Source organism: Methanoculleus sp. UBA291 (assembly GCF_002499755.1).
Taxonomy (GTDB): domain Archaea; phylum Halobacteriota; class Methanomicrobia; order Methanomicrobiales; family Methanoculleaceae; genus Methanoculleus; species Methanoculleus palmolei.
In genome coordinates, this window is sequence record NZ_DANC01000043.1 from 24,522 (window position 1) to 51,226 (window position 26,705).

Consider the following 26,705-nt stretch of genomic DNA (forward strand, 5'->3'; position numbering starts at 1 on the left):
CATCATATCCTATCCAGGAGCTCGATCCAGGTGTCGCTCGTATCCCGTTCTCGCGAGGATGTCCCGGCGTCCTGCTCTCCCGGGCGGCCGTGAGTGAGCATCAGCACCTCAATCATATCCCGGTCGAGTGTCGAGTCGTTGGGATCGAGGATCCGGTTTAAGACGTAAAGTTCCGAGACAAACTCGTTCGGGCCGATCTCCGAGACGTCTCTCCTGGTATCGGGAGCCATCCGCATGATCTCCCGGATCTGATCGGCGACTTCATCGGTGATGTAGCCCATCGACCGGTAAGCGTCGATCATGATCGTCATGTGTTCACGCCCGTACTTGCAGCATCCCTGGTGCACCCACGCAAAAAGCCGGTGAACTTTCTGGAGTTTGAGTTTCCCTGCGGGCTTTTCCCCGAGAAGAGGGGCCGGGCCGCCTGGGGAAAGAGGAGCCGCGCCGGGGTCGGCCGGGAGGGAAATCCCCTTCAGACTGTCGGCGAGCAGACTGAGGCTCTCCGGTCCTGCATCCTCATCGAGCCCGGCCGGAACTTCGTCGGGCACCTCATCGGCGTCTGCATCACCGGCGTCCGGGGCGGCGTCCGGCGGCTCAAATCGGTTTCCTGCGTAAGACGCGGCGGCAGTGGTGAACGGGTTGTCCAGTTCATTCATCCGTTCGCGAAGGTCGATGAGCAGCCGCTTGATTGAGGTCTTGACAAAATCCAGCTCCTTCTCAAGGGTGTCGAGACGGGCCTCCGGGTCATCGGATGATGCGCCGGCGAGTATTTTATCGATCTGAGCCTGGTCTACCCCCACCATAGTAATAGATTATATCAGTGTAATCACTAATAAATGTTGCTCATAGTGGTGCTGATTCTCCAGCCTCCTTATCGTCTTCTGAACGTTTTAATAAGTCCTTTTGGGGATAAAACCAACCATATTGCAGATATTTAACGGATGATGCGGTACCCGGAGTGGCGAGGGGTTATGCACGCCCGGACGGCTGCATTCCTGCGGTACGCATAACGCTCAACCTTACGGACCGGTGCCGGCACAAACGGCTCCTCTTCTCTTCTCCCCGGCCCGGCCCGGCCCTTCGCCGAGGACTCGACGATGCACAGGTCCTCTGCCGTTCACCCGGGTGACTCCGATTTTTGCGGGATTTGAGGTACGGGGATAGGAGAGGCGAGTATCCGGCCAGCGATGGATGCCGGCTGCGCGAATTACGGCGGGCTTCAGGGACGGCAAGTGTTTAAAGAATGATAACGGTATCTCCCACAGATCGAGCGATTCCACATAGTCTCACTCGTCGGGAGGATAGGCCGTGCAGGGAGAGAATGGGACCAATCAACGTCGTGCCGCCCAGCTCCCCCGCAACCTCGCTGCAAACATCGCCTACTTCCTGGCGAACGTCGCCATCGGTATCCTCCTGGTGCCGTACTTCGTCTCCACGCTCGGAGTCGCGGCTTACGGGCTCATCCCGCTCGCAACGTCGGTCACGGGCTACGTGGCGATCGTCGTCCAATCCCTGAACACCACCGTCTCCCGGTTCCTCACCGTCGACCTTCAGCGGGAGGACTATGCGACTGCGAATAAGACGTTTAACACTGCTCTCTTCGGGCTCACCGTGATCATCCTCCTGGTGATCCCGGTCGTCCTTGTGGTTGCCTGGTTTGCCCCGTCGATCTTCCATGTCCCGGCCGGAGAGGAGACCGGCGTGTTTCTCCTCTTCCTCGGAGTCTCTGCCGCCTTTCTGGTCCGGGCCTGGAGCGGAAACTTCACGGTCCAGCTCTTTGCCTATAACCGCCTCGACCTCCAGAACCTGGTCAGCCTCACGAACCTTCTCGTCCAGACCGGGCTGATCGTTCTCCTTTTCACCTTCTTTGGCCCGGGTCTCCCCCTCGTCGGCGGGGCGTATCTCGTCGGGGCGGTCGCGGCATCGGGGGTCTCGATCGTCCTCGCCCGCCGGGTCTGCCCGTACCTCCGGGTGTCGGTCTGCTCCTTCGACCGCATGCGGGTGAAAGACCTCTGCGGGATGGGAGGATGGGTGATCGTCAACGATCTCGGCTCTCTCCTCTTTCTCCAGATCGATCTCATCATCGTGAACCTGCTCTTCGGGGCGGCATTAGCCGGGGAGTACGCGATCGCTCTCCAGTGGGTCATCCTTCTGCGGGCGGTCGCCGTGGTGCTCTCCGGCGTCCTGACCCCGACAATCCTCTCCTGTTATGCCCGGGAGCAGACCGGGACCCTGATCCGGATCGCGAAGAGCGCCGTCAAACTGATGGGGCTTGCCCTGGCCCTCCCGATCGGTCTCATCTGCGGGTTTGCACCGGACCTCCTTGCCGCCTGGGTCGGCGGCGAGTACGTGTTCCTCGCCCCGCTGATGGTCCTCCTGATGGTGCACCTCGCGGTCAACCTCGCGGTGCTGCCTCTTTTCTCGATCAGCGTCGCCTACAACCGGGTCCGGGTCCCGGGACTGGTGACGTTCCTTATGGGCATCGGGAACTTCGGCCTCGCGGTCGCTCTCCCGCTCCTGACGGGCCTCGGCTACTACGGAGTTGCGGCCGCTGGGGCGATCGTCCTCACCCTGAAGAACGCCGTCTTCACCCCCTGGTACGCGGCGAGGGTGCTCGGCATCGGCGCCCGCACCTTCACCCGGTCGATGCTCCCGGGGATCATTGCGACCGCTCTCGTCGGGTTTTCAGCGGCAGCCCTGGGTGCCGCCCTCCCGCTTCCGGCCCTGGCCACGCTTGCCGTCGCCGGCGGGGCAATTACCCTGGTCTACCCGGCGACGGTCTGGACGTTCGGTCTCGATGGGTTTGAACGCGGGCTCTTCGAGTCCTACCTGCCGCCGGCACTCAGGAAGATCTTCGGAAACCATCCGTCATGACAACCACCGTCGGGGCGGCGCCATGCACCACGGAAGACCGTACTTCCACCCCGGGGATCTGTCCTTTTTCGGCTCGAAGGAGTTTGGGCACGAAGTCATCATAAAAAGGGTCTGTGAACCCGGGTGAGGAGCAGCCGGGACACTTATGCATCATATTTCGACTCGTAAATGAGGACAGAATACAGGAACGGCTTTTACCCTGAGAAACAACCTTGCAGTGTTCGGGAAGAGACCTGAAGAGTGTTTCAGCAGAACCGGATTTTAAATATTTGTACCTCATCTACCCGGGCTTACGGATTGCCGTGAGGGGGAAGAGGTGCTATGTCCGAAAAATTTGATCCGGAAAAATTTTACGAGTCCTATCCGTTAAAAGTGATAGCAAGGCCGGGCTATACGACAAGAGCCCAGTATAAAAGTACACTTCTGTGGGATAGATATGGAGACATTGTCCTCAAAATTTTGGGCAGATGCCGAAATTATGCAGATATAGGAGGTTGTTTTGGCTTCGGGGCAAATGCGATGCGTTATCAGATATTTTGTACACAGGGGTCTTACCCTGCAACAAAAGTTTTTGAGATATCTCCGGAATTTATTTCTATCGGAAAGCACTTATTTCCCTATATTGAGTTCATAAAAACGGATTTCCGGTTGTACAACGGGGCGCCCGACGTGTTTGACCTGATAACTCTTTTTGATATTATTGAACACGTCCAAAACCCGGAAGAATTTCTTATATCGGTCGCGAAACGAACCAAACTTGCACTGATCAAGACGCCGATGGAAACGGGAGGAGATTGGTTTGGCGCAAAACCTCCGTTAAATCAGGGGGAGTCTCACGGAGACGGACATATTAATTTCTACTCTCCAAAGGAATATCTTGCATTGCTGGACCGGAGCGGTCTGGAATTACTGGCGGGGAAGTTCGTAAAATCTATTGTACCGTCCGGGACGGGAAGGAGAATTCTGATCCCCGAGTGCAGTCTGTCAAAGAAAAGCCTTTTAACGGCCGGGTTATCCGACATTTACCAGATGACACCTTATTTTATTACTCGCAGGCTGGTTGGACGGGGAGATCACATCGGCCTGGTAGGGTCGCGCCGAAATCTGTGATAGGGTATATTTGTAAGGACCGACCTACCCGGGGACGTTCACATGAAACCATCCGTCATGGCGGCCGTCGTCGAACCCGGCCTCTGCATCGGCTGCGGCCTCTGCGCCGCCCTCTGCCCGGAGGGCGTCCTTGCGATGGGGTGGAACCGCTACGGGGAGTACAACCCGGCAGAGGTCTCGCCCTGCACCACGGGGTGTGGCCTCTGCGCAAAAGTCTGTCCGTTCTCTGATACCGGGGAGGACGAGGACACGATCGGGGAGCGGCTCTACGGGGCGGTCCCGGGGGTCCGGCACCGTCCCGAGACCGGCTACTACCTTGCCTCCTATGTCGGCTACTCGGAGAAGCACCGGCTGGCCGGTGCCTCGGGCGGGATGGCGACCTGGCTCCTCGAAGCGCTGCTTGCCGAAGACGTCGTCGACCATGTCATCTGCGTCGCCCCCGCCGGCAATCCCGACAAACTTTTCGCCTTCCGGGTCTTTTCTACCCCGGAGGACGTACGCACCGGCGCCGGCTCGGCCTACTACCCGGTGGAGATGTCGGGGGTCGTCCGGCAGATCCTCGAAACACCGGGGCGCTACGCCGTCACCGGGCTGCCCTGTTTCATCAAGGCACTCCGGCTTGCCCAGTTGAGGAACAGAAAACTCCGGGAGCGGGTTGTCGTCACCGTCGGCCTCGTCTGCGGGCAGCTGAAGAGCTGGTACTTCACCGACTACATCGCCGCCCTTGCCGGGGTGAGGGGGGAGGTGACGGGGGTGCGCTACCGGGGAAAGAGCCCGGACCGCCCGGCGACGGACTATCACTATGCGTTCACGACGAAAGAGAGCGGGGAACGGAGGATCTCCTGGAGCGAGGGGATCGCCGAGGCCTGGACAAACCGGTGGTTCACGCCGAAGGCCTGCAGTTACTGCGACGATATCTTTGCTGAGTGTGTGGACGTGACGTTTATGGACGCCTGGCTGCCTGAGTACTCGGTGGACGGCCGGGGGACAAGCCTCCTCCTGGTGCGGTCGCCGGCGGTCCGGGAGATGATTGAGCGGGGGCGGGGGGTCTGTCTCGATCCCATCGCTATCGAGCAGGTGGCGGAGAGCCAGGCCGGGGTCGCGGCGGTCAAGCGGCAGCACCTGGCGTACCGGCTGTATCTCGACGGAGAGGGGGCGCCGGAGAAGCGGGTGGCGCCGGAGAGGCCTAAGAGCCCCCTCGTGCGCCGGGAGGTTGTCTTAAAGGAGCGGATGCGGGCCGCAAGCCGCGAGCTCTGGAGTGCCGGCGTGCGGGACCCAGAACGTCTCCGGAGGGCGATGCGGCCGGATCTCCGGCGGCTGGAGGTCTGGAGGCGGGTGTCCGGGAGCGTTGGAATCCCGCTCAGGGCTCTTCTCCTTGTGCGGAGGAAGATAGAGGGCGGTCGCGATGGATGACGGCGGACCGCTGTTCATCCTGGCGGGGAACGGGCCCTACGCGAACCGGGGATGCGAGGCGATTGTCCGGGGGACGGCAACGATCCTTCGGAAGTTCTTCAGGGACCCGAGATTTGTCTGCCTCAGCCATTTCCCGGATGCGCAGCACTATCGGCGGCAGTGCCGGGAGGAGACGGACGGGGCGATCACGCATCTGCATTCGTACCGGCTGAAATACCGGGAGGTCCTCCGGAACTTCACAAAGCCGTTCTACCTCGGCTATGCCTTCGACCGCCTCCTCCGCCCCCGGGTGCTGAAGTACCGGGTCTACGCCCAGATGCTTCCCTATCTCGACACTGCGGCCGCAGTCCTCTCCGTCGGCGGGGACAACTACTCCCTCGACTACGGTGTCCCCACGCTCTTCACCGACCTGGACGAAGTCGTCATGCGGAAGGAAAAGCCCCTCTTCCTCTGGGGCGCTTCGGTCGGCCCGTTCAGCGCAATACCCGATTACGAGCGGTATATGAGCGATCATCTCCGGAGGGTCACCGGGATCTTCGCCCGGGAATCGGTCACGGCCGGGTACCTAGCGAGCATCGGCGTTGCCGGGAACGTCCACCCCGTCGCGGACCCGGCCTTTCTCATGGCCCCGATACGGCCGAAGGGGGTCGAGGATGATCTTTCCATCGACGGGGAGGCAATCGGCCTCAACCTGAGCCCCCTGATGGCGAAGTACGTCACCGGCGGCGACCTTGAGGCATGGACCGGTTTGGCGGCTTCGATCCTCGGGACCACAGCGAGGACGACCGGGATGCCGGTCTACCTCATCCCGCACGCGACGGTCCCGGCCGCGGACGATCACGCGTTCATGCGGCGGGCGCTCTCTCTCGTCCGGTACGGCGATATAACCCTGGTTCCGCCGGTGTACAACGCCGCGGAGACGAAATGGATCATCAGCAGGATGACCGTTTTTGCCGGGGCGCGGACGCACGCGACGATTGCTGCCCTCTCCTCGGGTGTCCCGACGCTGAGTTTTGCCTACAGTATCAAGGCACAGGGGATCAACCGGGACATCTTCGGTCATACTGAGTATTGTATGGAGCCCGGGGATCTGGGGGCGGGGGCGGTCTCCGGCAGGATTGTCCCGATGCTCGATGAAGCCGCCGCGATCCGGCGGGACCTGGCGGAGCGTATCCTGCCGGTCCAGGAGGCGGCGCAGAGCGCCGGGAAGAGGCTTTGGGAGGTCGTCGGGTGAGGCGCCCGGACCGACGATTCTTGAGGTCTGATCACGCCTGCCGAACCGAAGGCCCCGGTCATGCGAGCAGAATGCACCGCGGGTGTGGGCTCCAGGGTCCCGAGCGGGAGAGGCCGATGCATCATGGGTTTGTCCCAGAACATTTTTGCCGGGGACCCCATCCGAAGACCTCCGGTCTTCTCAAACTCCTGCCCTCTCGGCTGTCGTTCCCGTGTGACGATAGGCGACCGGCCGGAGGGCAGAGGCAGGAGCGTCGCAGGATACGACCCGGGTAAGAGCCGTTTCCCCATTCGGATTATGTTATGGCTCAGGTGGCAAAACCTTGTATATCTGCGATCCGATCATGAACGCACCAAGGATTTACAGATTCTTTTGAGACGATTCCCATATCGTCCGCAAGAAAAAACCCGACATCGCCTGCATCACTGCATGCCGCTGTGTGAAACGACCCAGGGCCTTCGGCTCGGCGACCGGTTCGATCTTTCGACGAGCGGTATCAATTTCGTTGTCGAGTTCGAACCGATGACCCCGGTGGCGCGTGCAGGAGCTTACTTTGATCTCGCCGAGAATCTTACCGAACTCTTCGACCACGAGATCGATCTCGTTGAATTCCCCGCGATCAGAAAACCCGATCTTTCGCGAGTCCGTAGAAGAGAGCCGGGGTGCATGGCTGCCCTCCTATCCTGTCCGAAGAAAACGCAGATATGCGGTGAGGAACTCCTCAATGTCTTCAGTGCCCGGGCTCCTGCTTATGGCGATGTCACGATCCGCGACGCAAACATCAGTCGAGCCTATTATTGCCTCATGTGAAACTGCGGTACCTGTCCATGAGGTCGTCCCAACACACCTCAGCCGGGAGGGGGAAACCCACCCGCACCTCCGGTGCTCAAGCACCGGCCCTTCGGCCCGGAGCTCCTTCGAAACTCGAAGAGTTTCTCACGCTCCTGCTCTACGACCAGTCGCTCACTCGAAGATCTTCGGTCTTCTCATGCACCCGCCGTTCCGCCGGGTACACCTCCCCAACCCCTCACTCGAAACTCTTCGAGTTTCTCAAACTCCCGCCGTACCGGCATTCGTTCCCCGCGTGGCGATATGCTGTCTTCCGCAGGAAGATAGCAGGAGCACCGTAAGGTGAGACTCCCGGAAGGAAGCCGTGTCAGCAATTTGACACCAAAAATTGCTCAATTCCTCGCGAAGATGTGTCAAAATACTCTGAACGATATGAATCTTCAGCGCTAGACACTTTTGGGATGACTTCCATGAGAACCGCTCTCCCTCTGCGTGAGTCGGTAGAAGCGATCAGGATGCACTCTCTTAGCATGAACAATCGGAGATGCCGCGGATTACCAGCGGAAAGAGGCCCTGTTATAGGCCGGTAATCCTAAAAAAAAGGAAGAGTGTTTGATTCCTCACGTTAGAGGACGTTCATCTCGTAAAGGTTTGCCGGTACGGTCTTCTTGATCGGGAAGGCTGCTCCGACTGCCGGCTGAAGGTTCACGGAGAACCGAGTGTTGGGTTTCAACACATCCTCATTGAAGGTAACCCTCAAAACAAACTGCTCACCGGGTTCGAGGAGTTTGTTTCTGCCAGCGCCGACATCGTTGTACGTCATGTTGACACCCCAGCACCCAGAAGCAATATCTCCAGTTCCATTAACATCAGTGGCGGTAATCATGGAATTAGTCTCGTCAAATTGTATGACGCCCGACTCCGTGCCGCAGACATAGGTCACCAGCGTCTGGGTGATATCGATCGGTGTACCGCCTGCGGTATTCCCGACCGTGAACTCAATGTAATCCAGGTTTCCGTCTACGGTTGAGTTCGTTGTGTTGGTAGCGTGACCATAGATATTGCCGATGATCTCCAGGCTGGAACTGGCTTGACTGGACCCGGTGTGCACGGTCCTCTGCGCTTCCTGGCTCGCGAAGAACCCGGCGCCGAGCATCACGTACGAGAACACCGCGGCCACGACGACGAATGCGATCAGGACGATCGCCGCCTCAAGGCCCGTGAATGCATCTTCGTTTTTAAACAGTTTCATCATGTTCACTCACCTCAGTAGACCTCGTATTTATGGTCCTCTTCCAGGTCCGGCGGCGCTATACGGTTGATCGGGAGCGCTGCACCGATGTCGGGCTTGACCTCAACGGTGAACCGGTCGTTCGTGTTGATGTTGGGGAGAGTCGCGGCATCTTTGCCGGGGATTGTGATCTTCACGAGCTCGAACCTCTCGAGCATGTCGTTACGATCTGCTTGGGTAACTCCTCCCGCATACCATTCGGAGGTTACATTACTATACATGTAGGTCTCCATGCTACCGGTCGTCGACACGGTGAAGGTCACCTTCTGCATATCCACTGCTGCTCCCCCGGCAGCAAGCTGCAGGAAGAAGCTGATCGATTCCACCTCGTCGGCCGTGGTGTTTGAAACCGCTACGACTACCGGTCCCGACAGTTCGAGGTTTGAGCTCGCCTGGGCCACACCTGTCTGTACGCTCCTCTGCGCCTCCTGGGTCGCGAAGAACCCGGCGCCGAGCATCACGTACGAGAAGACCGCGGCCACGACGATGAACGCGATCAACACAATCGCCGCCTCAAGCCCGGTGAATGCATTATCATTTCTCATCAATTTGCTCATGAAACGTTTCCTCCATTACCGAAGTTCGAATGAGTGTCTCATCCGGACTTTTACGGTTCTTGGGAGTATATGCACAAACCAGTATAAAAATATATTCAAATGAATAGAGATTTGACGATTGCCTATTTGGATAATAGATGCCTGTAATTCACTTTTTAGCGGTCGCAAACCGGATTAGGCAAGTATTTCTAACCGGAGGTGCAAACATAGTGAAAGCGAAAAATACGTGCGGATAGCCACCCATTTGAGGAAAGATTATTTCCCGCGGAAGTTTTTCCGGAATTTCCCGGAAAACCAGAGCGACCGGCCGGGCAGGGCCGCACGAGCGGATCTCAATCGATCAAAAAGAGGGAACAGATATATGGCGGAGAAACAGGATTTCATCTACGTTGTTCTGGCCATCGGGATAGTCCTCCTGATAGCCCTTGTCATCAAACCGGCAGCGACCGGCGAACTCTCGGGCCTCCGGTGGTCCGGGGAGCCGGAGCCGACGGTCATCCCGGCATGGACGCCCACGCCGCCCCCCGTGACCGCGGCGCCGACACCCACCCCGGTCCCCACCTGGGACGGAAAGCCGCAGGAGATCGGGTTCGTCGACCCGCGGACCTATCAGATCCCGACCGAAGAGCCCACCCTGAACATGACCACAACCCCGCCGGCGAACCGAACTGCACCCGGCGTCACCCGGTGGGTGACCTACGCGACGATAGACGGCCAGTGGTCGGGGACCACCGGGATCGTCCGGATTCCATTCCCCATGTGGCGGCTCGACTACTCGGATATCACGACCTCGAACGATGAGATCCCGCTTTTCAACTGTCAGGTCATGGACGCCGAGGACCCGAACAGGTTCGTCCGGATCTTCACCCTCAACCTCCCCGATTTCCTCGCGATGAAGGACAAACCCGACCTCCGGAAGGAGCAGTGGGTGCACACCTTCTACGAGGGCAACCACGACTACTACTTCGTCATCAACGCCCGGTGCCTCGATGCCTACCACGTAAAGGTCCAGGTGCCGGAGACGTATGTAGGGACATAAATGCAAAGAAGAACGAAGGTCTTCGAAGAGTGCCCGGCCACAGGGCGGGCACTTGAAAAACTCGAAGAGTTTCGAAGGGTGTCCCACTCCGGCAGAGGCATTTGGGGATGGCCTTCGATAGATGGGCGCAAAGTTACTTCATTCCACGGCTTCGCGTGAGCTGCCGGTAAAAAAAACGGAGCGCCGGAAAAAAAGAGCCGGGATATTCACCGTCCGGCAATCCAATGCCTTGCGATGAACTCCCGCACCGCCTGCGCCGCCACCGCCGCCGTCTGCCCGGCGTCGAACGGGGCGACCTCCATGTAATCGAACGCCGCCGCGTGCGGCGCGAGGGTCCGCACGACCTCCCGGATATCGAGCGGCGTCATCCCGAACGGCTCGGGTGTCCCGAGGCCGGGCGTGAGGCAGCAGTCGATTGCATCGGCGTCGATTGAGAGGTACATCCTCCTCTCCCCTACGTGCTCCCGGACTTCCCGGAGGACGGCGCCGATCCCCAGATCGCGCACCGTGTCGGCGGAATAAAGCCGCGTTTTCTCCTCCGCAACCGCAAACTGCTCACGGTCGCCGCTCCGGCCGCCGATGATGACGACATCTTCGACCGCATCAAGGACGCGTCGAGTGACGCACCCGTGACTGTAGGGCGTCCCGTCAAGCTCGTCCCGCAGGTCCAGGTGCGCGTCGCAGACGACGTAGACCTCCGGACGGACGGCCCTGACCGCCCCGACTGTGGCGGTGTGCTCGCCGCCGAGCATCACCGGCACCTTCCCGTCGCGGACGATATCCCCGGCAACATCGGCTGCCTGCCCGACGACCTCCTCCGGCATCCGGGAAACCTCAAGGTCGCCGAGGTCCGCAACCGGCACCTCGCAAAAGTCTATCCCCGTCGAAGGTTCGTAGGACTCAAAGTTGAACGACAACTCCCGTATCGCCCGGGGGCCGAACCGGGTCCCCGGCTTAAACGACGTCGTGCCGTCGTAGGGCACGCCAAAAATGACATAACGGGCGTCCTCATACGACGCATCCGCATCCGCAAAGTGGAGATGGGCAAGTTCATGCATGCCCGTCTTAGAGAGCCAGAACACGTCACTCAAGTTTCTTCTTGCCCAGGGACGATATATAGGCTATCTCCTGGCCGGGTTCGAGACTGCCGGCCTGCTCTTCGGGAACGGTCAACTCGAACATCTCAAAGTCCTTGACATCCATGAGCTGGAGGGTGGTGCCGGCGATCGATATGACCTGTGCCACCTTCCGCTCAACGACCGGAACGTAGGTCTTTGCCGAGACCGGCTGGACAATCGAGCGCTTGACGCCGTCGAAAATGCCGATACAGTCTATCCGGGACTTCGCCGCCCCGTGCTTCCCGGGCTTCGAGATAGCGATGGAGACAATCCTGCAAGGCTCATCCTCGACGACGACGTAGCGTCCCTCTTTCAGCTTTCCAACTTCTGTCTGTTCCTTCATATTGTCTCACTCGATAAACGCGTGGATTAATGTATCTGAATTACAGTACATAAATACACCGTAGAACGAGGGGAGAAACGAGGGATAGTCAATGGAATTCATTCAGGCGTGCAATGACGTAGCGGGGGCTGTTTCCGATGCAGTAGCCGACATGGTCGGCACGCCGGAAGCAGGGGAGTACGTGAAGATGGGCGCGGACGGCACGCCCACCAAAAAGATCGACCAGGTCGCCGAAGATATCGTCGTGGACTACTTCACGCACCACCCGTTCGGTCGGCGCTTGATCAGCGAGGAACTCGGGTGCGCCGGGATGTGCGGCGAGAAAGGCACCATCTATCTCGACCCTGTCGACGGCACCCACAACGCCGTGGTCGGGATCCCGTTTTACGCCCTCTCCATCGCATACGCAGAGGACGGGATCATCCGACAGGGATACGTCAGAAACCTCGCCACCGGCGAGACGTTCCACGCCGTCCGGGGCCGGGGCGCCTGCCTCGACGGGCACCCCATCCATGTCTCGGAGACATCGCTCCTTGAAGAGAGCGCCATGAGCGTATACGGCCGAAAGTTCGACCCGACCCGCATGTTCGGGATTGTCCGACAGATCCGGCGGTTGCGCCTCCTCGGTGCATCGGCGCTTGAACTCTGTTACGTCGGGTGCGGCCGCCTCGACGGGTTCGTCGACGTGCGGGGAACGCTCCGTGTCACGGACGCGGCGGCGGGGATGCTGGTCTGCGAGGAGGCCGGCGGGGCGGTCTCCGACCCCGAAGGAAACACGATCGCCTTCCCGGACGAGGTCTCCGCCGGACGGAGCCTCGTCGCCACGAACAGCGTCCTGAAGAACAAGATCATCGAGTACCTGAGGTAAAAACGCATATGAAGATCGTGCTGGTATCGCGTATCGACGACGCGACTGCACTCCAATACACTGCGGACCTTGCCCGGGACCTTGCGGAACAGGGCTATGACATCGCCCTCGAAGAAGGGACCGCGATGCATCTCGGTCGGGAGGGCATCCCGTTCGAGGAGATCGCCGGCGACCTGGTCGTCGTCGTCGGCGGCGACGGATCGGTTCTTCTCACCGTCCACCAGATGAAGGAACAGGTCCCGGTCCTCGGGATCAACCGGGGCGAGGTAGGGTTCCTCGCGGACCTGGAGCCCGACGAAGCACGCGCCTTCTTCGCCGCCCATCCGGACGGGTTCCGGGTCGAACCCCGGATGCGGGTCAGCCTCTCCGTCAACGGAAAACCGTTCGGGGACGCCCTCAACGAGGCGGTCATCGTCACCGACCGGCCGGCAAAGATGCTCCGGTTCGCCGTCTACGTCGACGGGACGCCCGCGGAGCGGGTCAGGGCCGACGGTCTGATCGTCTCGACCCCGACCGGGTCGACCGCCTACGCAATGAGTGCCGGCGGCCCGATCATCGACCCCCAGATCGAGGCGTTCCTCCTCATCCCCCTCGCGCCCTACATGCTCTCGTCCCGTCCCCATGTCATCAGCACCGGGAGAAAACTCGAGGTGACCCTCGAGACAGAAAAACCGGCGCACCTCGTCATCGACGGGCAGAGCACGTTCGAACTCGAGCGTGAGGTCACGATCACGGTCAAAAAGTCCGATCGGCCCGCTCTCTTTGTCGATACGGGCAAACCCTTCCTTGAAAAGGTGAACAACAAGCTGCGCAACCTCTGATCCCAATGATACCCGAAACAATAGTTTATGAGTGACCGCGGGGATGATCTCCATAGAGGAGTGAGCACGACTATGGAAGACCAGATGCGCACGAAAATCTCCTATGCAGAGATTGCAGAGACGCTGAAGAAAACCCTCGACCTCCGGGGGTCCCCGGTCGCGGTGAAACTCGCAAAGAGCCCGGAAGGCATCCCCGAAGGGGTTAAGCCAATCGAAGAGACGGTTCGCCACTGCCAGATGATCAGCCGGGCCCGGCTGAACGGCGAGATCTTCTACGCGACCGCCGACCGGCACGTCTGCATGGGGGGCGGCTGGTCCCTCGGGCTGAAGGAACTGACGCAAAGCCTTCGGACCGGGGAATTTTACTACAAACTCGGCAAATTCGAGAGCTGGGCCGCCTGCATGCGGACCATCCGGCAGGTGCCGCACGTCCCGACGCTCGAGACCTACGCGACGGTCTATGCGCCGCTTGAGAAGACGCCGTTCGACCCGCACGTCGTCGTCATCGTCGCCAAACCCCGGGATATGCTGAAACTCGCGCAGGCCACGCTTTATCAACTCGGCGGACGGATAGAGTCCACGATGTCGGGGATCCAGTCGGTCTGTGCGGACGCGACCGCGCAGCCCTACCTCACCGGGAGGATCAACTACTCCCTCGGGTGCGACGGGTCCCGCCGGTTCTCCGGTATTGAGGACGACGAACTCGTCATGGGCATCCCCGCCGAGATCCTCCCGGAGTTTGCCCGGGCCCTCACGACCGTCGCCGGGGCGCCCGGGTCGGTGCGGTAACGGCACCGCTCCCATCTTTTCAGGACCTTCTCCATCGGAGCGTCCGTTTGAGGTAAAAGGCTTATCTCTCCGGCAGGTCAATTCTTCAGCAGGTGGTTTTTTTGCAGGTATCCATGAAGCTCGAGATGAAAGACCGGCCCGGACAGCTGGTCGCGGCCCTCAAACCGATCTCGACCGTCGGCGGGAACATCATCGCGGTTATCCACCAGAGGGAGACTTCGGCGGCGGCTACGGAAGTGCTGGACGTCCAGATCGTACTGGAACTCCCCGAAGGGCGTCTTGATGCCCTTCTTGAACAGTTCCGCGAGCAGGGCGTCAGCGTCGTGCGTATCGGCGAGGAGCGGCTCCTCTACGAATGCACCCTGATCATGATCGGACACCTGATGCACACGGACCTCTCCGATACGGTCGACCGGATCGACCGGACCGGTTCTGCCGAGGTGACGGAACTCTCCCTCGTCATGCCGGCGATCAGTTCCCCCTCATCGGCCCGCATCACCATCCGTTCGACCACCCGGGCGGAGATGAAAAGAGCACTCAGGATCTTGCGCGGCGTCGCGGAACAGAAGAAACTCCTCATCATCGAGCCTCTGGAGGGCGTATGATGCGGATTGCCCTGCTCGGGTTCGGCTCCGTCGGCCGGGGGATCGCCCGGGCGCTCCTCGCAAAAGACCTCGACATCGCCGTCACCGGCCTTGCGGACTCGAGAAGCGGCATCATCGATGCCGCCGGCATCGACCTTGCCGCGGTGCTCGCCCAAAAGGAGAGCGGCGGCCCCTGCGGCAACCCCGGCGTCAGCCCCACGGACGTAGTGACGAAGGCGGACTACGATATCCTCGTCGAGGTGACCCCGACGAACGTGGAGACCGCCGAACCGGCGCTGAGCCATATCCGTGCGGCCCTCCGGCGGCATAAACACGTCGTCACCTCGAACAAAGGCCCTATAGCCCTCGCCTACCCCGAACTCCGGGCGCTTGCGAACGAAAACGGTGTCTTCCTGAAGTACGAAGCGACGGTCTGCGGGGCGATCCCGCTCATCCACGCGATAAAGGAAGGGCTTGCCGGTAACACCATCGCCCGGCTCTACGGCGTCTTCAACGGCACCTGCAACTATATCCTCACCAGAATGGCCGCAGAAGGCCTCACCTACGAGCAAGCCCTTGCCGAGGCCCGGGAACTCGGGTACGCCGAGGCGGACCCAACTTACGACGTCGAAGGGATCGATGCAGCGATCAAACTCGTCATCCTCGCAAACACCATCCTCGACATGCACACCACGCTCGACGACGTGGAGAGGACGGGGATCACCCTCCTCACGCCTGAGGCCCTGCACCTTGCGGAGGACCAGGACTGCACCATCCGGCTGATCGGCGAGATCGTCCCGGGTGCCGGGGTGCTTCGCGTCTCACCGAGGATCATCGCAAAAACGCACCCGCTCGTTGTCGAAGGAACACTCAACGCCGTCACCGTGGAAGCGGACCTCGCCGGGGAACTCACGTTTATCGGGAAGGGCGCGGGTTCCACGGAGACCGCCAGTGCCGTGATCGGCGACCTCCTCTACATCCGGGAGCGGCATGTCCAGGGTTCTTGAACGGAGAAAACAGTATCTGAGGCTGATGCGTCAGGCGACGCTTGAACGAGGCTCCTTTACGGTGGCCGAGATTGCAAAAGCCACCGCCACCCCCCGGAGCACCGTCCAGGACTGGGTGAACCGCCTCATCGAGGAGGGGTGCGTCCTCCTCACGGAGGAGCAGCGGGGACGGCATGCGGCCCGCTACGCGGCGAGCAGCGTGATGCCGGAGAGCGCCTGCCGGCGGATCTTCACCACCGTCGACGGCGCCGAGGTCGAGATCTATCACGAGTGTATGAGCGGGGGGTGCGCCGCCTTCTGTGAGTTCCACCACACCCGCGCCGGCGGCGCCCTGCAATCGGTCCGCCGGGACGGGACCCTGCTCCGGGAGCGGGCGTTCCTCGGGCGGCGGGACGTCGCCGTCGGGCTCGACCCCGCGCCTGCAGTCGGGATCGTCGGCGTCTTTCACGCCGACGGCTGCATCCGCCAGGAGATCAGGTGCATCGGCGGCCCGGCCTACTCGCTCACCGATATGATGTCCCTTGCCGAGGGCGTCTGCGGCGTCACCGTCCACCGAGAGGGGCCGGTGGTCGAAGGCGAGGTGGTCACCCGGGCGCTCGCCTACGTCGCCGTCGGGATTGACGACACCGATACTGCAAGCGAGGGAGCGACGTTCGCCCTCGCCCTTGCCCTCCTCCAGCACCTTGCAAAACTGGACGGCGTCATGCCGATAGGCCACCACGTGGCGATGCTCAATCCCCGGCTCGAAGGCTCGACCGCCGGGAACTCCTGCAGCTGCATAGAACTCGCGGTGGAGCCCGACCAGGTGCCGCGGATCGAGGATGCGGCCGTGCGATTCGTCGCCGATGAAGCGGCGTCCCCGGAATGGGGCATCGCTCTCCGGCAGGGGTTTCGGACGCCCGGGAGTCTCCTGGCCTACGGGCGGAGCGCGAGGGAGGAGGTCCTCACCCGGGAAGAAGCGGAGACGACCGCCCGGCAGTTCAATATCCACCTCCACGGTGGCCGGGGCGTCATCGGGGCGCTCGCGGCGGTCGCGCTCGTCGGGCTCCCGCACGAAGTCCTCCTCGACCCCCGGCGGGATGTCTCTGCAGGCTCTCCGGACGTTTAGCGGGAGTCACGACGGGTACGCACGAGGTTACCGTTGTGATTCAGGAGAGCCGAAGAAGGAAGGTTCCGGGCCAGGAGTCCCGGCTATTCCAGGGGGAGACGGTCGAGGGGCGCGTGGAGGCGTTGTGCCGGGAGGGGCAGAGCGGCCATCCGGAGAAGGGTTTGATCGTCGTCCGAGTCCGGGTTGCGGCGTGAGCGTGGTGTAACGGGACGTATGCACTCTCAGAGCAACGCTTGCGTCCGGCGAACCCCCCGCCCGTCCGGGAGTGCTGCGGTGTAGCCTGTATCGGCATTTTCGGATACTCTGCAAGGAATCCCCGTCCGAGAGAGCAGGGCAGTTGACTGAGAAGAAAAAAAGCCCCGGAGGGGCAGCAAATGTGCAGCTCGAGTTTAGTCGTACTCGCGCCAGGTCTTCCCGCAGGCAGTGCAGCGGAAGAACCTGACTTCGCTCTCATCTGCCGCCCGCAGCTGGCGCAGCCACCAGTATGCCGTCATGCAGCCGCACTCAGGGCACTTGACGGTCGCAGTCGGAAGGGTCGCGACATCGTCCTCTGCATCGACGATGGTGATCTCCTTTTCAACGCGTTTATCGGTCTTTTTCAAATTATCGAGATCGTCGATCTCTCTGATATAGCCGCACTTTTTGCATTTCAACTGACCACCGGACGATATCATCAGGCCTTTGCACCGAGGACAAAACATCATTATAATAAATTGGGTGCCGATCAAAATTAACCCTTGGTCGGCCGGGACTGCACGACTGGAGAGGCCCGGCCGGATCTGGCGCACGAATGATTTAATGTCGGGTACGCCGAAGGATAGATGAATGAAGGATTACCTGGTGCTGATCTCCTGCATCTGCTTTCTCATTTTCCTTATCCCCGGCCGGTTCAGGAAGTACTTTGCCATCGGCGGATGGGCAAGCATCGTCGGATACCTCTTCCTCGAACTCCCCTACTACTTCTCCATCAATAACTTCATGTATCCGACGATAGCCGTCCTCGCCGTACCTTTCCTCTATATCACCGCAAAATACCTGCTCCGTGCAGACCCCCGGGTAATGCAACTATCGACCATAGCCGCCGTAGCGTTCCTGATCTACGCCCCTTTCGGCTACATCCCGGCACTCGGGGACTGGCTGATCGCGGCAGTCACCGAACAGACATCCATGATACTCGCGGCATTCGGGCATCCCGTGACTTTTGAGGCCTGGAACATGATGGAGCGCAACGGGTTCCGGACCGAGATCATTCTCGCCTGCACCGGAATCCAGAGCATCGCCATCATGCTCGGGGTTGCCTGGGGCGTGCGGTCGACACTGAAGCAGAAGATCGCCGGGTTTCTCCTGGTCTTTCCGACGATCTATCTCTTAAATATCGCACGAAACGTCTTCGTGATCACGGCTTACTCCGAGCAATGGTTCCCATACCTCCCCATGGTTGCAGGTAACGGTGAGTTCGGATACGAGAGTTTTTTCTGGGCGCATAATGTCATGGCCGAACTGGGAGCACTCATATTCCTTGTGGTCCTCGCCTATGCCCTCTTCAGGCTCCTCCCCGAACTCGGCAGCCTCGCCGACAGCCTCTACCGGCTCTACAGGGGTGAGGTCGAGAAGATCATCCGGCCAAAGCCGAAGAGATCCTGACCGGGTTTATCTCCCGGGATCGTCCTTTCTGATACAGGGCTGTCCCGGATGAATATCTCTCGGGGCGTGTTGCCGGGAGGTTGTCCCCAAAAGATCCCCGGACCCCTGGTACACCCTGGTCGGAGCACTGCTCCAACATTTCTACCATCTGGAACCAGATCCCGGAAAAGGATAGTGAAAAGGCTTTCCATTGGTGTCGTACCTTCGATGCTCCTGCCCTTCGGCCAATCGCATATCGCCACACACTGCCCCTGCCCCCCGTGTGTGGGGTGAGACGTTCCGGTCCGAGCAAACCGTCGCGTCCTTCGGACAGTCGTTCCCCCAATGGGGAGGCGATGCCCTTATGAGACATCGCTGGAGAAGACCGGAGGTCTTAGACTGGCGACGTTCCGATAGGAAGGTGTTTGAGCACCGGAAGGGGGGAGGAACGGAACTCGAGCACCTTTAGGTCTGCTGGCCATTGCGGCCCGTTGCAGGGAGGCATGCCGGGGAAAGGAGCCGATCACGGGGACAGGCCGGGTCCGGCCCCGGGGGGAGGGAATGACCTGTATAGAGCTTCAACAAAGCCTAAATTGAGAGCGAGGTCGTCCCAAAAGGGTCTGCAAACCTCTGTTGCACCTCACCTGGAACATCTCTGTACAAGGTTTCTGCCACTTAGGCCGTAACAGAGGTTAGAATGGGGAACCGACTTTTACCCGGGTATCGTCACGCGAGTGAGGGACCGGGAGGTGCACCCGGCGGATAGTGCGATGGGCCGGAGCTTGAGAAGAATGAAGTTCTTCGAGGGGGCCCCCTCCCGGCAAAAGGGTTTTTGGACAACCTCAGCAAAAGGACCGGCACCCCTTCAGGAGTAGCGCCGGTAGAGGTAGAAGATCCGCTGAACCGCAGAGAGGTTCGTACAGACCGCAATGAGGATCACCGCAACCCAGATGAACCCGGTCACGCCGCCAAGCCCCAGCACGAGGATCGTCTCGGGTCTTCCGAAGAAACCGACCCCCTCGAGCGGGTCCTCGATCTTCCCGGCGATCCTCTCGCTGTAGCCGATCTCCGCATACGTGACCGGTTTGATGAAGGTATTGATCAGGGACCCGGCGAGCGCCAGCCCCACGACACCGAAATCGGCGACCGGCGGGACGTTTATGAGGTGGCTGACGATGGGGATGCCGGAAAACCCGACGCCGAGGATGATCGCCGCATCGACGTATTTGTCGGCGACCCAGTCGAAGACGGCCCCGAACTTACTCTCCGTATGGTTCTTCCTGGCGACGTTCCCGTCAACCAGGTCGAGGATTGCCGAGACGACCAGCAGCAGGCTGCCCGCAAAAAAGTACCGCTGGGTAAATGCGAGCGCGCACGAAAAACCGAAGAGGACGGAGAGCACCGATACCTGATTCGGCGTCACGCCCAGGTGGATAAAAAACGACGCTATTGGCTCCGTGTATTTGATGAATTTCGGCCGTAGAGAGGTTATATTCATCGCATAACTTATCAGCCCGTAAGGGGTTTAACCTTTGCTCTGCCGGCCATGCGATCGGGTCCGGGTCCCTTGCCGGGACCGGGCCGTTTTTACCGGTCGGGGCAAATCCGCCCACCCGATGCCGCAGAGCCGACAAAACGGCGCAACCGTATACGTTCGAGAATCACCAGATTCATAAACGCTCCCGCCAGATAGATCACAAGGAAGTCCAATGGTAGATCACGACAGGCCGCACGTCCTCATGATGTCCGAGATCACCGTCGACGGGAAACTTACCCTGAAGCGCGGGGCTTCAAGCAAGATCCTCATGAAGTACATGGCCCCCGAGACCGAGATTCTCCTTCACCGGACCCGGGCGGAATGCGATGCCATCATGGTCGGGGCAAACACGATCCGGATCGACAACTCCTTCCTGACGGTCCGGCTGGTCGAGGGGAAAAGCCCGCTCCGGGTCATCCCGAGCAGCCGGGCGGATATCCCGCCGGATGCAAACGTGCTCGGGCCGGACGCCCGGACGGTCATCGCCGTCGCCGCGACCGCACCGCCGGAGAGGGTCGCCCGGCTCCGGGCAAGCGGCGTCGATGTTGTCGTGGCGGGAGTGGAAAAGGTCGACCTTCCGGAACTGCTGCAGGTCCTCAAACGCGACTACGGCGTCCGCCGGATGATGATCGAGGGCGGGCCGACGCTGAACTGGTCCATGTTGAACCACCACCTCGTCGACGAGATCCGCCTGATCCACCTGCCGTTCATTGTCGGCGGTGCCGATACCCCGTCGCTCGTCGGCGGCATGCATATCGAGACCGAAGAAGAGATGTTCCGGCTCTCCCTGAAACGTCACTTCATGTGCGGGAGCAACCTGGTCACCGAGTGGGACGTGCTCTACAGGGCCTGAACGGCCCCCGAATTTTAGACCATCACGTACGGGTCCGCTTTCATGTACTCCCGACAGACCGTCGTCGCGTAGTGACCGGGAGGGAGCGTAAACCGGAGCCGGACGTCCGTCCCGGATACGTCCGCCTGCACGTCGGCAAAGAGCGCTATCGGCCGGAGGACACCGGAGAACGCGGCCCCGACAAATCGGGAGGCGCGCGCAAAGTCCCCGGCGTCGATGCCGTGCTTCCGCATCAACTCCTGCAGGATCTCATCCATCGGCCCACGCGGCGCCACCGGTTCCGAGCCCGGGATGAAGAGAGCGATCCGGCACCGGCCGCGGCGGATCTGCAGAAGGGCCGCCTGCCGGTTCCGCGCGGAAACGATGTCCTCGCGGCCGTTCGAAAAGAGCAGGCGGTCGCCGACCTCTGGTTCGGAGAGGGGGAGGCCGGCTTCGAGGCGGGATGAGAGCGCGCAGTTGAAGAGGTAGGACTGAAACGCACTTACGAGGAGCGAGAGGAGCTTCGGGGGGAGCGCCCGGAGCGCACCGGCATAGTCACCGGGGTTCGCGACGAGGTGATTTGCCATCGCCCGCTCGTAGGTCATCCAGACAGGAAGTTCTGCAAGCGCCGACCGCGCATTCCGCGTCCCGGCAAAATGCGTCCGGGCCAGTTGCGCCTCTTCCGATTCCCGGGGGTATGCCCGGCCGACGTATGCGACCACGGCATCCTCATAATCTCCTTTGAGGATGCTCTCGCCGACGATATGGGTGACCGGCCGGGTGACGCCGAACCGCTGCAGCCCGTAGTAATTCGGTATCCCGGCGGATACGGCCGCCGTCGCAGCTTCCACCCGCACCGACAGGTCATCCGGTATACAGTCCCGGATGATTATATCGAACCGGTTCCCCGCGAGGCCTCCGAGAGTGAGGGAGTGCTGCGACCGCCCGACGACCTCAAGCGTGAGGTCCGCGAGATGCACTCGTTCGACGTCTTCGGGTGCGACATTGTAGATCGAGAGAAACTGGGTTGTCACCGCGTTCTTATCCTTTGTTCCCGCCCAGGCGATCCGCCGGTGGCTGATGCCAAGCCGCTTTGCAATCTCCTTAACCGCGTGCTGGAGTTCCCAGTTCGTCTTGGTGAGCCGGCAGATGAGGTACGGCCCGTCGGGGTCGCTGATCGGGAGCGGCAGTTCCTCGACGGCGAAGTCTTCCGGGCGTGAACGGAGCCGGCCGCCGATGCCGGGGGTGGCGGACGCGTAGTAGCGCATCCCGAGTTCCTCTTCGAGGGGATAGGGCGAGGGCATCATAGCAGGGAGAGATCGCCGGTGATCCGGTCGAGGTCTTCGGAACGGGCGGGCCCGAGACCGAGCGCCGTCACGGTCCCCGGCGGGATCTCGGTCAACCCGGCGTCCTGGATGATCGACGCGGGAATTCCCGCGCGCTCTGCAATCGTCTTGAGTTCAAAGAGTTGCCTCTCAGCCGGCACCTTCAGCACCACCTTCTTCTGTCCTTCGTCAAGCCAGGCTTTTCTCGCGATCTTATCGGCCTTCTCGTAGGCCCCGACGGCGGCGTGGGCGATCTGTGCGCACTTCTTGCCGCAGCTCATCTTGATGTCGGCGCGCACGATAAGGCACTGTTTCCACTTAAACTCCCGGATATCAGGCATTTCGTATTAGTTAGGGTGCGATCCGTCAAATACGCATCTATGGGTCGGCGCGACGCGTCATTTATGCCGCCCTGGCGCCACTATACTCTGTAAAGGGTTGCCTGCCGCCCCCTCGAATCGGCGGCAGGCTTCGAAACTCACGTCTGCGAGGCATGGTAGTCTGATCTGGGATGTTGTTGTTGTGGGCGCAGGCCCCGCCGGGAGTGCCGCGGCGCAGGCTTGCGCAGAGGAGGGGCTTACGACGCTCTGCATCGAGGAGCACGGGACGATCGGCTACCCGGTGCAGTGCGCGGGACTGCTCTCCGCGTCCGCGTTTGCCGGATGCGGCGTCTCGAAGCAGTCGGTCTTAAACGAGGTGAGCGGCGCCCGGATGATATCCGGCCTCGGGGGGGAACTCCTCTTCGACGCCCGGGCAACAAAGGCCTACGTCGTGGACCGGTGCCTCCTCGACCGGGAGATGGCCGGGAGAGCGGCAAATGCCGGAGCGGAGTTCCGCCTCAAGACCAGCGTATCGGACGTCAGAGGCACATCGCTCCAGGTTCGCGGAGTCCGCGGGCATGAGGAGGTAGCGTTCCGTCTCCTGATCGCCGCCGACGGGCCGCGGAGTTCCGTCGCCCGGATGCTCGGGCTCCGGCGAGCGGGGGTCTACCTCGCCGGAGTGCAGGCGGAGGTGCCCCATACGATGGACCCGCGCTACGTCGAAGTGCACCCCAACGCCTCGCCGGATTTCTTCGGGTGGGTGATCCCGGTCTCGGGGACCCGGGCCCGGGTCGGGCTCTGCGCACGGGAGCACGCAAAGGACCATTTCGACCGGTTCATCGCCCGCTACGGGGGAAACTCGCTTCACCAGGTCAGCGGGGTCATCCCGCTCGGGGTTATGCCGCAGACCTACGGCCACCGGACGCTCGTTGTCGGCGATGCGGCAGGGTTTGCCAAACCCACGTCGGGGGGCGGGGTCTACACCGGCGTCCGGTCGGCAAGACACGCCGCCGCGGTCGCAGCGGCGTGCATCGCGCGCGGGACGTTCGACGACGGAAGCCTTCGGGACTACGAGCGGCGCTGGAAGGACGATTTCGGGAAAGAACTCGATATCGGTATGAAAGCGCTTCATATGCGGCAGAGACTGACGCCCGAAGAGATCGACCGGCTTCTCCTGGCCTTTAACGACCCGGACATAATCGAGACGATCATCGAGCACGGCGACATGGACCGGCCGGGCACCCTGATCCGGAGGCTCGCCCTGAAACCCGCGCTGGTCAGGGCAATGGGCATACTTTTCGCATCGGGAATGCGTCAAATTCTTACAGGCTGATATCCCCGTCACGCTTAGTAATACCTTTATACCTAAATGTAATACATAGGTTTGGTGTGCTGATGCATATACCTGATGCGTTTATACCGATGGGACAGGCCCTGGTCTACTGGGTCATTGCCCTTATCTTCATCGCCCTCGCCCTCCGATGGGCACGGCGTTCGATGGGAGAGGAGAAGATACCGCTGGTCGCCGTTCTCGCTGCCGGTATCTTCGCCATTCAGGCGTTGAATATCCCCATTCCCTGGGGAACGAGCGGCCACATGGTCGGTGCGGCTCTCGCGGCAATCGTCCTCGGGTCGCCGTATGCCGGAGTCTTCGTCCTGACGCTGGTCCTCCTTGTGCAGGGTATCATCTTCGGCGACGGCGGCATCACCGTCATGGGCGCCAACATCATCAACATGGGTGTCGTCGGCGGATTCGTCGGTTACTACGGCTACAACGGCATCGTGAAGGTGATAAACAACCCGTATGCCGCTGCATTCATTGCCGGCTGGGCATCGCTTTTCATCTCCGCGATCCTCTGTGCGGTTGAACTCGCAGTCGCCGGTACGTTCCCGCTTGCCCTCGGCCTCACCTTCATGGGAGGATACCATGCGGTCATCGGTCTCATCGAGGGAGGTATCACCGCGGTCGCCCTCTACCTGATAGCCTCGGCACGGCCGGATATCCTCGAGCACCCCACGGTGGTGAGCGCGTAATGGAGACGAAGCAGTTCTTCATCATCGGTGTGGCAATTGCCCTCGTGATCGCCGTTGCCGCGCCGTTCCTTGCGTCCGGAAGCCCCGACGGGCTTGAAAGCGCATTCTTCAGCATCTACGAAGCAAAGCCCTTCCTGGGGAGCGAACTCGACGAAGAGGCCGCCGGTGCCGCAGAGGAGCAGGCAATCTCCCTGACCGGAAACGACTTCTCATACGAGGCGCTCATGCCCGATTACAGCATCCCTGGCTTCGATAAAGCCGGGGAAGTGCTTGCGGTTGTGATCGGCACGCTCCTTATTCTCGTCCTGGGACTCGCCGCTGCGAAGATCTCTGCACGGCCCGATAACTAAATACCTGAAAAAACCCCACTTTTTGCTATCATGCACCTGCTCGAGACCCGTGATCTCACCCACATCTATCGCGGCAACGTCCATGCGCTCGAGGGCGTGAACTTCACTGCAGCGCGAAAATCACGCATCGCCGTTATCGGGCCGAACGGAGCAGGAAAAAGCACCCTGTTCAAGCACTTCAACGGCATTCTCAAACCCACGTCCGGCGAGGTGCTGGTCAGGGGCGAACCTATCACGAAGGAGAACCTCCGCGAGGTGCGTAAGTTCGTCGGGATCGTCTTCCAGAACCCCGACGACCAGATATTCTCCCCCACCGTGGAGCAGGACGTCGCATTCGGCCCGACGAACCTCGGCCTCGACGAGGAGACGGTCGCCCACCGTGTTGAGGAGGGGCTCCGCCTCCTCGGGATCGAAGACCTGCGCGAACGCGTGCCGCACCACCTCTCGGGCGGCGAAAAGAAACGGGTCGCCATCGCAGGCATCCTCGCGATGGAGCCGCAGGTGCTGGTCCTCGACGAGCCGACCGCGGGACTCGACCCCCGGGGTGTCGCCGACCTCGTGGCGTTCGTCAACCGGCTGCCCGAGGAGTACGGCATGACGGTGATCTTCTCGACCCACCACCTCGACCTCGTGGCGGAGATGGCGGACTATATCTACGTGATGGACCAGGGGAGAATCGTGGCCTCTGGGACGGTCGAGGAGGTCTTCGCCCGGCCTGAGTTGCTTGCCCGGACCCGGCTCGACGTGCCGCCCATACCGAAACTGATCCGGTCGCTTCAGGAGAGCGGCGTCGCCATCGATACGGCCTACACCTATGAGGATGCGAAGAAATCGTTTCTTGACGCCTACGCGAGACGAGAATGATTGACGACCTTTACTCCATCGAGAAATCCGCTTACGGAAAGAGCGTCGTCCACCGGCTGGACGCAAGGATAAAACTCCTCATCGCCCTCGCCGCCATCGTGGCTGTCGTCGCCCTGCCGTACTCGACGAAGGTCTACAAACTTGGTGCCGTCCTCTTTGCACTCTTCATCGTCCTCTGGGCCGCCTCCCGCCTTCCGCCGACGGTCTATCTCCGGCGGCTTCTGTTCATCCTGCCGTTCGGGATCTTCCTGATCATGTTTCAGGTATTCGTTAAAAACCCCTATTACGATGTCTATCACACGATCGCGACCCTGCCGTTCGGGATTGAGGTCTACGCAGAATCGGTGCAGTTTGCGTCGATCCTCCTTGTGAAGTTCCTCGTCAGCATATCGTTCATCATCCTGCTCTCATCGACGACGAGGATGCAGGACATGATTGAGGCGGCGGGGAGGCTCGGCCTTCCCAGAGAATTTACCCTCACGCTCGGGATGATGGTCCGCTATATCTTCGTCTTCGCCGATATCTTCGGCAAGATACGAACCGCGATGGAGACCCGGTGTTTCGATCCCTTCGATCACAACCTCTCCTACCGTTACAGGCTCCGCCAGCTCGGGTATACGGTCGGGACGATCTTCATCAGGTCCTACGAACAGGGAGAACGCACCTACACGAGCATGCTCTGTCGGGGGTACGGGGCGGACGCCGGCCTCTACATCCGGAAAAAATCCCTCCGTCCCGGAGAACTCGTCTTCTTTGTCGCGACGCTTGCTTTCATCGTGCTCTCGACGATCTTTGTCTACCTCCAGCCGTGAGACTCCGGTGTACAAAAAAAAATCGGATCGTTCATATTACCCGGCGGTGCATATAGGGTATGT

Annotated in this window: 29 protein-coding genes; 20 read left to right on the forward strand and 9 right to left on the reverse strand. The window is 60.8% G+C overall.

Annotated elements, in window-relative coordinates; genetic code table 11:
* Window positions 1–2 precede the first annotated feature (2 nt).
* Window positions 3–803 (reverse strand): hypothetical protein, encoded by an 801-nt coding sequence (locus BP737_RS10545; protein WP_292407983.1) that lies wholly within the window; start codon window positions 801–803, stop codon window positions 3–5.
* A 505-nt stretch (window positions 804–1,308) separates the two neighbouring features.
* On the opposite strand from BP737_RS10545, the gene BP737_RS10550 reads away from it, so the two are divergent.
* The 5 genes from BP737_RS10550 (at window position 1,309) to BP737_RS10570 (ending at window position 7,441) form a co-directional block, all read left to right on the forward strand.
* On the forward strand, window positions 1,309–2,874 hold the full coding sequence (locus BP737_RS10550; RefSeq protein ID WP_292407980.1) for an oligosaccharide flippase family protein: 1,566 nt from the start codon (window positions 1,309–1,311) through the stop codon (window positions 2,872–2,874).
* Window positions 2,875–3,195: 321 nt separating this feature from the next.
* Window positions 3,196–3,984: a methyltransferase domain-containing protein gene (locus BP737_RS10555; RefSeq protein WP_292407977.1), complete on the forward strand. Its 789-nt coding sequence runs from the start codon at window positions 3,196–3,198 to the stop codon at window positions 3,982–3,984.
* A gap of 42 nt (window positions 3,985–4,026) precedes the next feature.
* Window positions 4,027–5,397 (forward strand): Coenzyme F420 hydrogenase/dehydrogenase, beta subunit C-terminal domain, encoded by a 1,371-nt coding sequence (locus tag BP737_RS10560; protein ID WP_292407974.1) that lies wholly within the window; start codon window positions 4,027–4,029, stop codon window positions 5,395–5,397.
* Complete coding sequence (locus BP737_RS10565) at window positions 5,390–6,631, forward strand: polysaccharide pyruvyl transferase family protein (RefSeq protein WP_292407971.1); 1,242 nt, start codon at window positions 5,390–5,392, stop codon at window positions 6,629–6,631. The genes BP737_RS10560 and BP737_RS10565 overlap by 8 nt, the downstream gene beginning before the upstream one ends.
* A 429-nt stretch (window positions 6,632–7,060) precedes the next feature.
* A complete protein-coding gene (locus BP737_RS10570) occupies window positions 7,061–7,441 on the forward strand; it encodes a hypothetical protein (protein WP_292407969.1) in 381 nt (126 codons plus the stop codon).
* A gap of 604 nt (window positions 7,442–8,045) precedes the next feature.
* Here the strand turns inward: BP737_RS10570 and BP737_RS10575 are convergent.
* Window positions 8,046–8,675, reverse strand: coding sequence for an archaellin/type IV pilin N-terminal domain-containing protein (locus BP737_RS10575; RefSeq protein WP_292407967.1), 630 nt, complete (start codon window positions 8,673–8,675; stop codon window positions 8,046–8,048).
* A gap of 11 nt (window positions 8,676–8,686) precedes the next feature.
* Window positions 8,687–9,268 (reverse strand): archaellin/type IV pilin N-terminal domain-containing protein, encoded by a 582-nt coding sequence (locus tag BP737_RS10580; RefSeq protein WP_342686176.1) that lies wholly within the window; start codon window positions 9,266–9,268, stop codon window positions 8,687–8,689.
* A gap of 361 nt (window positions 9,269–9,629) precedes the next feature.
* Here BP737_RS10580 and BP737_RS10585 point away from each other — a divergent pair, with 361 nt between their 5' ends.
* Window positions 9,630–10,307 carry a hypothetical protein gene (locus BP737_RS10585; RefSeq protein ID WP_292407961.1) on the forward strand — a complete coding sequence of 226 codons (678 nt, stop codon included), beginning with the start codon at window positions 9,630–9,632 and terminating at the stop codon, window positions 10,305–10,307.
* Between the two features lie 206 nt (window positions 10,308–10,513).
* Here BP737_RS10585 and speB read toward each other — a convergent pair whose 3' ends face one another.
* Window positions 10,514–11,389, reverse strand: a complete 876-nt coding sequence (gene speB, locus BP737_RS10590) for an agmatinase (RefSeq protein ID WP_342686180.1) — start codon at window positions 11,387–11,389, stop codon at window positions 10,514–10,516.
* Between the two features lies 1 nt (window position 11,390).
* Entirely contained in the window at window positions 11,391–11,768 is a 378-nt protein-coding gene (locus tag BP737_RS10595; protein ID WP_292407956.1) for a translation initiation factor IF-5A, read from the reverse strand.
* Window positions 11,769–11,859: 91 nt separating this feature from the next.
* Between BP737_RS10595 and BP737_RS10600 the strand changes: the two genes are divergently transcribed.
* The 7 genes from BP737_RS10600 (at window position 11,860) to BP737_RS10630 (ending at window position 17,139) form a co-directional block, all read left to right on the forward strand.
* Window positions 11,860–12,636, forward strand: a complete 777-nt coding sequence (locus tag BP737_RS10600; protein ID WP_292407953.1) for a bifunctional fructose-bisphosphatase/inositol-phosphate phosphatase — start codon at window positions 11,860–11,862, stop codon at window positions 12,634–12,636.
* A gap of 8 nt (window positions 12,637–12,644) precedes the next feature.
* Window positions 12,645–13,457 (forward strand): NAD(+)/NADH kinase, encoded by an 813-nt coding sequence (locus BP737_RS10605; RefSeq protein WP_292407951.1) that lies wholly within the window; start codon window positions 12,645–12,647, stop codon window positions 13,455–13,457.
* A gap of 72 nt (window positions 13,458–13,529) precedes the next feature.
* Entirely contained in the window at window positions 13,530–14,246 is a 717-nt protein-coding gene (locus BP737_RS10610) for a DUF169 domain-containing protein (protein WP_292407949.1), read from the forward strand.
* Between the two features lie 113 nt (window positions 14,247–14,359).
* Window positions 14,360–14,851, forward strand: coding sequence for an amino acid-binding protein (locus tag BP737_RS10615; RefSeq protein ID WP_292407947.1), 492 nt, complete (start codon window positions 14,360–14,362; stop codon window positions 14,849–14,851).
* The gene (locus BP737_RS10620) at window positions 14,851–15,837 is read left to right on the forward strand and encodes a homoserine dehydrogenase (RefSeq protein WP_292408042.1); all 987 of its coding nucleotides are present in this window, start codon (window positions 14,851–14,853) and stop codon (window positions 15,835–15,837) included. The genes BP737_RS10615 and BP737_RS10620 overlap by 1 nt, the downstream gene beginning before the upstream one ends.
* A 25-nt stretch (window positions 15,838–15,862) precedes the next feature.
* Window positions 15,863–16,945, forward strand: a complete 1,083-nt coding sequence (locus tag BP737_RS10625) for a sugar-specific transcriptional regulator TrmB (RefSeq protein ID WP_292407944.1) — start codon at window positions 15,863–15,865, stop codon at window positions 16,943–16,945.
* Between the two features lie 35 nt (window positions 16,946–16,980).
* The gene (locus BP737_RS10630) at window positions 16,981–17,139 is read left to right on the forward strand and encodes a hypothetical protein (protein ID WP_342686177.1); all 159 of its coding nucleotides are present in this window, start codon (window positions 16,981–16,983) and stop codon (window positions 17,137–17,139) included.
* Window positions 17,140–17,334: 195 nt separating this feature from the next.
* On the opposite strand, the gene BP737_RS10635 is transcribed toward BP737_RS10630, so the two are convergent.
* Window positions 17,335–17,649, reverse strand: coding sequence for a transcription factor S (locus BP737_RS10635; RefSeq protein ID WP_292407942.1), 315 nt, complete (start codon window positions 17,647–17,649; stop codon window positions 17,335–17,337).
* A 121-nt stretch (window positions 17,650–17,770) separates the two neighbouring features.
* On the opposite strand from BP737_RS10635, the gene artA reads away from it, so the two are divergent.
* Window positions 17,771–18,589, forward strand: a complete 819-nt coding sequence (gene artA, locus BP737_RS10640; protein ID WP_292407940.1) for an archaeosortase A — start codon at window positions 17,771–17,773, stop codon at window positions 18,587–18,589.
* Between the two features lie 844 nt (window positions 18,590–19,433).
* Here artA and BP737_RS10645 read toward each other — a convergent pair.
* Window positions 19,434–20,066: a CDP-alcohol phosphatidyltransferase family protein gene (locus BP737_RS10645; RefSeq protein ID WP_292407938.1), complete on the reverse strand. Its 633-nt coding sequence runs from the start codon at window positions 20,064–20,066 to the stop codon at window positions 19,434–19,436.
* A gap of 211 nt (window positions 20,067–20,277) precedes the next feature.
* Between BP737_RS10645 and BP737_RS10650 the strand changes: the two genes are divergently transcribed.
* Window positions 20,278–20,958, forward strand: a complete 681-nt coding sequence (locus tag BP737_RS10650) for a dihydrofolate reductase family protein (protein WP_292407935.1) — start codon at window positions 20,278–20,280, stop codon at window positions 20,956–20,958.
* A 14-nt stretch (window positions 20,959–20,972) separates the two neighbouring features.
* Here BP737_RS10650 and truD read toward each other — a convergent pair whose 3' ends face one another.
* Window positions 20,973–22,244: a tRNA pseudouridine(13) synthase TruD gene (truD, locus tag BP737_RS10655; RefSeq protein ID WP_292407932.1), complete on the reverse strand. Its 1,272-nt coding sequence runs from the start codon at window positions 22,242–22,244 to the stop codon at window positions 20,973–20,975.
* A complete protein-coding gene (pth2, locus tag BP737_RS10660; RefSeq protein WP_292407929.1) occupies window positions 22,241–22,603 on the reverse strand; it encodes a peptidyl-tRNA hydrolase Pth2 in 363 nt (120 codons plus the stop codon). The genes truD and pth2 overlap by 4 nt, the downstream gene beginning before the upstream one ends.
* Before the next feature lie 163 nt (window positions 22,604–22,766).
* Here pth2 and BP737_RS10665 point away from each other — a divergent pair, with 163 nt between their 5' ends.
* From BP737_RS10665 to cbiQ, 5 genes are all read left to right on the forward strand, one after another.
* Window positions 22,767–23,915 (forward strand): geranylgeranyl reductase family protein, encoded by a 1,149-nt coding sequence (locus BP737_RS10665; RefSeq protein WP_292408041.1) that lies wholly within the window; start codon window positions 22,767–22,769, stop codon window positions 23,913–23,915.
* Window positions 23,916–23,977: 62 nt separating this feature from the next.
* On the forward strand, window positions 23,978–24,616 hold the full coding sequence (gene cbiM / locus BP737_RS10670; protein ID WP_292408038.1) for a cobalt transporter CbiM: 639 nt from the start codon (window positions 23,978–23,980) through the stop codon (window positions 24,614–24,616).
* Window positions 24,616–24,966 (forward strand): PDGLE domain-containing protein, encoded by a 351-nt coding sequence (locus BP737_RS10675; protein WP_292407926.1) that lies wholly within the window; start codon window positions 24,616–24,618, stop codon window positions 24,964–24,966. The genes cbiM and BP737_RS10675 overlap by 1 nt, the downstream gene beginning before the upstream one ends.
* A gap of 30 nt (window positions 24,967–24,996) precedes the next feature.
* Window positions 24,997–25,830 carry an ATP-binding cassette domain-containing protein gene (locus tag BP737_RS10680; RefSeq protein ID WP_292407923.1) on the forward strand — a complete coding sequence of 278 codons (834 nt, stop codon included), beginning with the start codon at window positions 24,997–24,999 and terminating at the stop codon, window positions 25,828–25,830.
* Window positions 25,827–26,642: a cobalt ECF transporter T component CbiQ gene (cbiQ, locus tag BP737_RS10685; protein WP_292407920.1), complete on the forward strand. Its 816-nt coding sequence runs from the start codon at window positions 25,827–25,829 to the stop codon at window positions 26,640–26,642. The genes BP737_RS10680 and cbiQ overlap by 4 nt, the downstream gene beginning before the upstream one ends.
* Window positions 26,643–26,705 lie beyond the last annotated feature (63 nt).

Excerpts from the sequence above, each read along its gene's own strand:
- BP737_RS10585 (WP_292407961.1), top strand. The coding sequence starts at position 9,630 with ATGGCGGAGAAACAGGATTTCATCTACGTTGTTCTGGCCATCGGGATA.
- BP737_RS10625 (WP_292407944.1), top strand. The coding sequence starts at position 15,863 with ATGCGTCAGGCGACGCTTGAACGAGGCTCCTTTACGGTGGCCGAGATT.
- cbiM (WP_292408038.1), top strand. The coding sequence starts at position 23,978 with ATGCATATACCTGATGCGTTTATACCGATGGGACAGGCCCTGGTCTAC.
- BP737_RS10595 (WP_292407956.1), bottom strand. The coding sequence starts at position 11,768 with ATGAAGGAACAGACAGAAGTTGGAAAGCTGAAAGAGGGACGCTACGTC.
- BP737_RS10620 (WP_292408042.1), top strand. The coding sequence starts at position 14,851 with ATGCGGATTGCCCTGCTCGGGTTCGGCTCCGTCGGCCGGGGGATCGCC.
- truD (WP_292407932.1), bottom strand. The coding sequence starts at position 22,244 with ATGATGCCCTCGCCCTATCCCCTCGAAGAGGAACTCGGGATGCGCTAC.
- BP737_RS10610 (WP_292407949.1), top strand. The coding sequence starts at position 13,530 with ATGGAAGACCAGATGCGCACGAAAATCTCCTATGCAGAGATTGCAGAG.
- BP737_RS10560 (WP_292407974.1), top strand. The coding sequence starts at position 4,027 with ATGAAACCATCCGTCATGGCGGCCGTCGTCGAACCCGGCCTCTGCATC.
- BP737_RS10635 (WP_292407942.1), bottom strand. The coding sequence starts at position 17,649 with ATGATGTTTTGTCCTCGGTGCAAAGGCCTGATGATATCGTCCGGTGGT.
- BP737_RS10650 (WP_292407935.1), top strand. The coding sequence starts at position 20,278 with ATGGTAGATCACGACAGGCCGCACGTCCTCATGATGTCCGAGATCACC.
- pth2 (WP_292407929.1), bottom strand. The coding sequence starts at position 22,603 with ATGCCTGATATCCGGGAGTTTAAGTGGAAACAGTGCCTTATCGTGCGC.
- BP737_RS10545 (WP_292407983.1), bottom strand. The coding sequence starts at position 803 with ATGGTGGGGGTAGACCAGGCTCAGATCGATAAAATACTCGCCGGCGCA.
- BP737_RS10555 (WP_292407977.1), top strand. The coding sequence starts at position 3,196 with ATGTCCGAAAAATTTGATCCGGAAAAATTTTACGAGTCCTATCCGTTA.
- BP737_RS10570 (WP_292407969.1), top strand. The coding sequence starts at position 7,061 with ATGCCGCTGTGTGAAACGACCCAGGGCCTTCGGCTCGGCGACCGGTTC.
- BP737_RS10675 (WP_292407926.1), top strand. The coding sequence starts at position 24,616 with ATGGAGACGAAGCAGTTCTTCATCATCGGTGTGGCAATTGCCCTCGTG.
- BP737_RS10645 (WP_292407938.1), bottom strand. The coding sequence starts at position 20,066 with ATGAATATAACCTCTCTACGGCCGAAATTCATCAAATACACGGAGCCA.
- BP737_RS10615 (WP_292407947.1), top strand. The coding sequence starts at position 14,360 with ATGAAGCTCGAGATGAAAGACCGGCCCGGACAGCTGGTCGCGGCCCTC.
- BP737_RS10575 (WP_292407967.1), bottom strand. The coding sequence starts at position 8,675 with ATGATGAAACTGTTTAAAAACGAAGATGCATTCACGGGCCTTGAGGCG.
- BP737_RS10605 (WP_292407951.1), top strand. The coding sequence starts at position 12,645 with ATGAAGATCGTGCTGGTATCGCGTATCGACGACGCGACTGCACTCCAA.
- artA (WP_292407940.1), top strand. The coding sequence starts at position 17,771 with ATGAAGGATTACCTGGTGCTGATCTCCTGCATCTGCTTTCTCATTTTC.
- BP737_RS10580 (WP_342686176.1), bottom strand. The coding sequence starts at position 9,268 with ATGAGCAAATTGATGAGAAATGATAATGCATTCACCGGGCTTGAGGCG.
- BP737_RS10565 (WP_292407971.1), top strand. The coding sequence starts at position 5,390 with ATGGATGACGGCGGACCGCTGTTCATCCTGGCGGGGAACGGGCCCTAC.
- BP737_RS10680 (WP_292407923.1), top strand. The coding sequence starts at position 24,997 with ATGCACCTGCTCGAGACCCGTGATCTCACCCACATCTATCGCGGCAAC.
- BP737_RS10600 (WP_292407953.1), top strand. The coding sequence starts at position 11,860 with ATGGAATTCATTCAGGCGTGCAATGACGTAGCGGGGGCTGTTTCCGAT.
- cbiQ (WP_292407920.1), top strand. The coding sequence starts at position 25,827 with ATGATTGACGACCTTTACTCCATCGAGAAATCCGCTTACGGAAAGAGC.